The organism is Lactonifactor longoviformis DSM 17459, from assembly GCF_900129135.1.
Classification (GTDB): domain Bacteria; phylum Bacillota; class Clostridia; order Lachnospirales; family Lachnospiraceae; genus Lactonifactor; species Lactonifactor longoviformis.
Map to the genome: position 1 here is coordinate 1 of NZ_FQVI01000056.1, position 6,564 is coordinate 6,564.

At 41.5% G+C, this 6,564-nt stretch carries 5 protein-coding genes; all 5 read left to right on the forward strand.

Annotated elements, in window-relative coordinates; genetic code table 11:
- Positions 1-368: phage tail tube protein (locus tag BUA56_RS22030; protein ID WP_072854902.1), on the forward strand; the 368-nt coding region annotated here is incomplete at its 5' end.
- 116 nt (positions 369-484) lie between these two features.
- Positions 485-823 (forward strand): hypothetical protein, encoded by a 339-nt coding sequence (locus BUA56_RS22035; RefSeq protein ID WP_072854903.1) that lies wholly within the window; start codon positions 485-487, stop codon positions 821-823.
- A 119-nt stretch (positions 824-942) separates the two neighbouring features.
- Positions 943-1,170, forward strand: a complete 228-nt coding sequence (locus tag BUA56_RS22040; protein ID WP_207650964.1) for a hypothetical protein — start codon at positions 943-945, stop codon at positions 1,168-1,170.
- A gap of 43 nt (positions 1,171-1,213) precedes the next feature.
- Entirely contained in the window at positions 1,214-5,503 is a 4,290-nt protein-coding gene (locus BUA56_RS22045) for a coiled-coil domain-containing protein (protein ID WP_072854905.1), read from the forward strand.
- An 85-nt stretch (positions 5,504-5,588) separates the two neighbouring features.
- Positions 5,589-6,311, forward strand: a complete 723-nt coding sequence (locus BUA56_RS22870) for a zinc ribbon domain-containing protein (protein ID WP_139249523.1) — start codon at positions 5,589-5,591, stop codon at positions 6,309-6,311.
- The last annotated feature ends 253 nt before the right edge of the window (positions 6,312-6,564 follow it).

Consider the following 6,564-nt stretch of genomic DNA (forward strand, 5'->3'; position numbering starts at 1 on the left):
CTACCTGGACAAAACTTTGTAAAATTAAGTCATATCCAGCTTTAGGCGGATCACCGGAGCAGCTGGAGACTACTGATTTGGAAGATGAGACACAGACCTATGTTCCCGGGGTACAGTCAATGGAAGCAATGGAATTTACGGCAAACTATGAGCTGGAGGCTTATTTAGCTGTAAAGACCAAGGCAAATACGGATTTGCATTATCGGGTAAGTATGGGAAAAGAGGGTGTAGATGGTGTGGCTACATGGCAGGGGCAGCACTCCGTTTACATCAATGAAGGAGAGGTAAATGGTGTACGTGAGATGACAATTTCGGTTTCTCCATCAACTAAAATTGATGTAGCAGCACCGGCGGGATCGGGATCATGAAAAGCAACGGGAGATATTTGGCAGTATTTCCCGTTTTTAGTTTATTAGAAGACTGTTTAAAGTTAATTTCACTGCGGAGTGGAAATTGATATTAGCTTGTTAAAAGGAGATTGAGTATGGCAAATATAAAAATTAATCAAAAAAATTATACTGTCCACCAGTTGGGATTTAGAGATATGGTAGCTATGGAAGATATGGGTTTCTCTGTCATTGAGCTATTTCAGAAGCAAAAGATTTTTTCTTTGGCAGTTGCTTTTGTTGGTGTTGTCGCAGATTGCGATAGGAGTGAAGCAGAGGAGTTATGTCAGCAGTATATTCTTGGTGGTGGAAATGTCCTTGAGATTTACGAAGCTTTTTCGAAAGCGGTTGACGAATCAGCTTTTTTCAAAAAACTCCTTGGACCGGGACAGGAGAAAACGAAGAAGAATGTGAAGCAACCCGATCAGGAAGAATAACAGACTTAAATAAATACAGTACGTATTCTCAAATCATATATGAAGTTTGGTTGCCCGTAGCCATTAAATACGGGATTCCTTACGATACGTTTTGGAAAATAAACCCCAAAATACTGAAAATGTATCAGGATGCAAAAACAGAGGAAGTAGAAATGCGCAGTAAGGTTACTGACTATACTGCATGGCTAAATGGTGTTTACGTGGCAAAGGCAATAGCAAGCTGCTTTTCTAAAGGGGCTAAGTATCCTGATAAGCCGTTTGGAACAGAAACAAAAGAAGTATCACCTGAAGACGAATTCAAATTGTTCATAGAAGTTTTCAATAGCAGATTCAAAAAAATGCAATAATTAGAGCGCCCTTGAGCGCCATAATGGAAAGTGTGGTGAAATCATGGGGACGCAAATAGATAGATTAGAAATTGAGATTGAGGCGCAGGCTCAAAAGGCTAACCGGCAGTTGGAAGGGCTGTCTAGAAAATTAGACAAGGTATCCGAAGCATTAGGAAAATTGGATAATAGTGGGTTAGGTACGCTTGTGAGGGGCATTGATTCTTTAAAAAAATCAGTATCTGGTACTAAAGATCTTAAGGCTTCTGATTTCAGCAAACTAGCCAGGAATATTGAAAAGCTTGGAAATGTTGATGCTTCGAAACTTCAAAAAGTCGGTAATGCCCTGAAGTATCTTTCGATAGCCGTTAAGGAGCTGGACGGAAAAAATATCTCCATCAAAATCAACGATGGAGATTTTAAGAAGATGGCCCAGACAGGGAAAAAGGCGTCACTATCAGCAGATGAATTAGCAGAAAAATTTAAAGATGCCGGAAAAATAGATTTGTCGGATGCCGGAGTATCAGATCTTGAGAATCTTAAAAAGGCAGCTGTTGAACTAGAGAAACAGTTAGAGAAACTTTTTGCTAAAGAGGAAAAAACTATTGCAACAGAGGGTGCCCCATCTGGGAAAGCCTGGGAAAATCTTCAGTATGATATTAATGCCGCAGTTAATAAGCTTGATATTTACCGGGCCAAAATTGCAGAGTTGGAGTCAATCAAGGAGACGCAAAGAAGTGCTTTCCCTATTTATCGAGGAGAACCTGATGTAACCGCAGATGAGTGGTCACGAACTGCATCTGTAGCACCGGATTCCATGAAATATAATGCGGATGCTATGCGCATGGTATTTGGGCAGGCAGCTGAAAACATAGAAAGATGGGACGATGCCGTAAAGCAATTCGGCGTTAACGCATCTGCAGTACTTAATAATCTTTCTGACATACCAGTGAGCCTGGATTTATCCACATATGAAGGTCAGATACGTAAGCTAAAGGCAGACCTAGGTGAAATGCGCTCTAAAGGGCTTGGAGCAGGCAATTCCCAGTATGATGAAAAGTATCTTGAACTTGAGAAGGTGCTGCAGAAGCAAAAAGAATATAAAAAATACATGGAAGAACTGGCGAAGCTATATAACATGTCAGCAGATGCGATAGGAGGAGAAGGGAAAAGCGCTGGCCTCACGGCAGATGAGATGGAAGCACTGGCCAGAAAAAAGAGCAGAGCGTCCAGGAGTAATCGGGAATTAGCTAAAGAGGCAGAGAAAACAACCAGGAGCCTTATAAGAGAAGGGAATGCAGGTAGTGGGATATTTGGCCTTTTTGGTAAATCAAAGGGGCAGTCCAGAAAGTTAGGCAGCTTTTTCTCTGACTTATCTAAGGGATTTTCCGACTTAGGCAAAAAAACTAAAAGGTCAGGCAATAGGACCATGAATGGTCTAAGTATCGGGCGTATGGTTGGAATGTCTGTGCTGTATTCTACTGTGTTTAGGATGATCTCCACGATAAATGAAGGATTTGTCACCGGAATGCAGAACCTGGCACAATATTCTGACCGGACCAACCGAAGTATCTCTTCTTTGATGTCAGCCATGACGCAGCTGAAAAATAGCTTTGCTACGGCATTTGCGCCAATTTTGGATGTGGTAGCTCCGCATTTGGTGACGTTTATCAATTTGATTTCCCGGGCCGTTACATATGTGGGTATGTTTTTTGCAGCCTTGTCTGGGAGGTCAAGCTTCACAAAAGCAATCCCGGTTACAGAAGATTATGCGGCCAGCCTGGACAAAACGTCTGACAGCGCAGATAAAGCCAACGAATCTACAAAGGAGCTTGAGAAAACTCTCCTTGGATTTGACGAGATAAATAAGCTAAGTGACAATACGGATCGTGGTACTTCCGGCAGTGGTAGCTCTGATGGGTACACACCTCCATCTCCATCAGAGATGTTTGAAGAAGTACCGATTGATAAGGAGATTTTGAAGTGGGCTGATAAGTTCAGAGAAGCCTTAGAAAGTATCCGGAAAACTGCAGAACCGACAACGGCGGCATTAAAGAAATTATATAACCAGGGGTTAAAGAAACTTGGGAATTTTTCTGTCAGAGCTTTAAATGACCTCTGGAATAATTACCTAAAACCCATGGGCAAGTGGATGCTGGCTGACAACTCCGGACTTCCGAGGTTTTTTAACATAACAAATGACCTGCTAAATGAAATAAACTGGGGACGTCTTAATAGGGCGTTGGCAGAATTTTTCACAATGCTGCAGAAACCTACGAAATTTACCTGGAATGCCCTTATGGACTTCTATGATTATTTTTTGAAACCAGTAGCTGTATGGACTATGGGGGAAGGAATTCCTCAGCTGGTAGATGCGCTGACCGATTTCGGGAATAAAATCCAATGGGAGAAGCTAAACAATTCTCTCGTGAGGTTATGGGATGCCTTAGCTCCATTTGCCAAGTCGGTAGGCCAGGGGCTTGTTAATTTCTTCAAAGATTTACTTTCTGTTGGCGCTGATTTTATTAATAAAGTCGTGCCGGGAGGGTTAAATTCGTTGGCTGATGCTCTCAAAAAAATCAACCCTGAGACGGCGGAGCGCATAGGATACGCCCTGGGAGAATTATTCACCGCTTTTCTTGCGTTTAAAGGATTAACATGGTTTGGGTCTATCTTCGGTGACGGCGGAGCAATTGGTAAGGGATTTTCATTATTGGCAGCACACCCATTCGGAGCAATAGCATTAGGAATAAGCGGCCTTGTACTGGCACTGGATGCCTTCGGTGTGATTGATGTTGATTGGGATTGGCTGTGGTCTAAAATATCCCAGATGAAAGATATACTGATGGAATTCGTGTCAAAGGTAGATTGGGAGAAGCTTGTACAATCCATCGGTAACTTATTTGAGGCGCTGGCACCATTCGTAAAAGGATTTGCGGACGGGTTCTTGGATTTCTTTGATTTTATGCTAAATGAGATAGGAGCGCCGCTGCTGAATTCGCTTGCAGATATAATTGGGGCGTTGGCGGATGCTTTAAAGAAGATGGATCCTGATGAATTGGAAGCAATAGGAAAGGCTATTGGGACGATTGCGGCTTCTATTGCGGCGATTAAGATTTCAAGTTCATTGATAACTGGGTTAGCTGGACTTTTTTCCGGATTAAGTAAAGTTAAAACAGTACTTAGCGGGGCCGGATTCGGAGCGGCAGTTACAGGTGCCGCCACAGCGAATGGAGCAGCAGGCGGTGTCGCTACAGGTACTGGCTGGATGACTTCTTTCGGCGCATTTATGACAAGTACAGCTCCAACTTTAGTGTTTGCACTGGCAGGGCTTGCGGAAACCATTAATGTTACGCAGACTGCGGCTGATAGAACAAATTACGGTGTGCTTTTAGAAGCTCTCACAGCGCTTAAAGATAAAGGAGATATTACTCAGGAAGATTTTGAGCATCTGTATAAGACCTTGTCCAGTGCCCAATGGCAGGCCCCTTTTGAGGACGGGATGGTCTATTTGCGGGATGCATTACAAAAATCCGGAGTATCATCCGAAGAATTTGAGTCGACACTATCTGGTGTAATGGATAGGCTAAAGATAAGTGCCCCAAATCAGGCTAAGATAATTGGAGCTGGTATAGGGGATGGTACAGCTGAAGGAATTGAGTCGAGTAAAAATAAAGTTGAAAATGCATCCAAGGGCATCGTAGATAGAATAAAGGACCTATTTACAAGTAAAAGTGATGGATTTGATATCCATAGCCCATCAAAATATATGTATGGTATAGGGACAAATCTTGTTAATGGCCTAAATAATGCGTTAGGCGATAAGTGGGGTACAATTGATAGTAAGTTATCAAAATTAATTGGACATACATCAAAATCCATTAATGATTCTCTTCGTGATATAGGAACAATGGGCAAGGATGCGATTTCTAATTTAAAAAGTGCCTTTACTAATTTGCATATCCCATTGCCTCATCTACAAATTACTTGGAGCAATATGACTATAGGTACAAGCAGCTTTTCAATTCCTTCATTTGGAATTAGCTGGTATGCCAAAGGGGGATTTCCGAATACCGGAGAGCTCTTTATGGCGCGTGAAAATGGTATTAATGAGATGGTTGGCCGTATGGGTAATCGCTCCACTGTTGCTAATAACGATCAGATAGTTGATGGCATAGCCGCCGGCGTTGGCCCGGCTGTTTATAATGCAGTGGTGGCGGCCATGGATAATTATGACGGAAATCAGCTACCAGAGGTCAATATCTATGTTGGCGGCAAAAAAGTAACGGATGTGGTTATAGAAGAGGTAAATAAAAGAACTAAATCAACGGGAAGGTGTCCTATAACTATCTAACACCCTAGAACTTTCTGATGTTTACTGCACTCTCTTTATTTGATATAATTATGATAGTAAATATTTTATTAGAGGGGGCGGAGACATGACATTGATAAGGTGTCCGGAGTGTGGTAAAGAAGTGAGTGATAGAGCGTCAATATGTCCTCACTGCGGGTTTCCTATAAAAGAATTAGGCCGTGGACAAATAAATTTGGATGCGAACGAAGATGAAATGATATTATGTCCATTTTGTGGAACTGAAAACACTCTAGGGGTTTCTGCATGTGAATTTTGTGGTGCTCCATATAGTTCAGATTGGATTCTGAAACCGAGAATGCTTTCTCCCGAGGAAATTCCGCAGATGTTTGAGTGCTATAAGTGCAATAGAAATATACCAGAAGGGATAGATAAGTGCCCATTCTGCGGATACTCTTATGGAAGTTTGAAAAATAAAATTCCATCTGATATATTCACCAAAAAGCCCACCAAAAATAAAATTGGAGATAGCAATGGAGATCAAGCAACCAACCAGGACCTTAAAAGTCGTTCGTCTAATAACAATGCGTCCTGGATGGTGAATTCACTACGTTGCCCAAGATGCGGTAGCAATAAAGTAAATCTATTGAAGAGCGATGTAAACATGGAAAAGGAATACGAAGTTGTTGGCGGGCAAATTAAAGAGAAAAAAAGAGAAAAAACATCGGCTGGTAAAATGATTCTAGGATTTGCTACATTAGGAATGTCAGTTCCGTTTACTGGGCTAAGGCATAAAAAGCATAACAAATATAATTGTTTAGAATGTGGTTATTGTTGGGAAGGAAAGTGATTTATTTACACATAAAGCATCCCATGTATGCAGGATAAATTGTAATGAGAATTAAAATGCTAAGTTATAACTGTAGAATTATAGTAAAATTACACAAAAATATGATATAAAGTTGTGCGATTTTGCTGTGTCAGCCCTGTGGGCTGCGGATTGAAATAAAAGTACTAAAGAATGTGAAGAGGAGTCAATTTGTGTCAGCCCTTATGTGGGCTGTGGATTGAAATAGCAGCAGAGCTTAAATGATACAGTGGAG

What these genes read in the sequence shown, in the direction of transcription:
- BUA56_RS22035 (WP_072854903.1), top strand. Translation starts at nt 485, where the DNA reads ATGGCAAATATAAAAATTAATCAAAAAAATTATACTGTCCACCAGTTG.
- BUA56_RS22040 (WP_207650964.1), top strand. Translation starts at nt 943, where the DNA reads ATGTATCAGGATGCAAAAACAGAGGAAGTAGAAATGCGCAGTAAGGTT.
- BUA56_RS22045 (WP_072854905.1), top strand. Translation starts at nt 1,214, where the DNA reads ATGGGGACGCAAATAGATAGATTAGAAATTGAGATTGAGGCGCAGGCT.
- BUA56_RS22870 (WP_139249523.1), top strand. Translation starts at nt 5,589, where the DNA reads ATGACATTGATAAGGTGTCCGGAGTGTGGTAAAGAAGTGAGTGATAGA.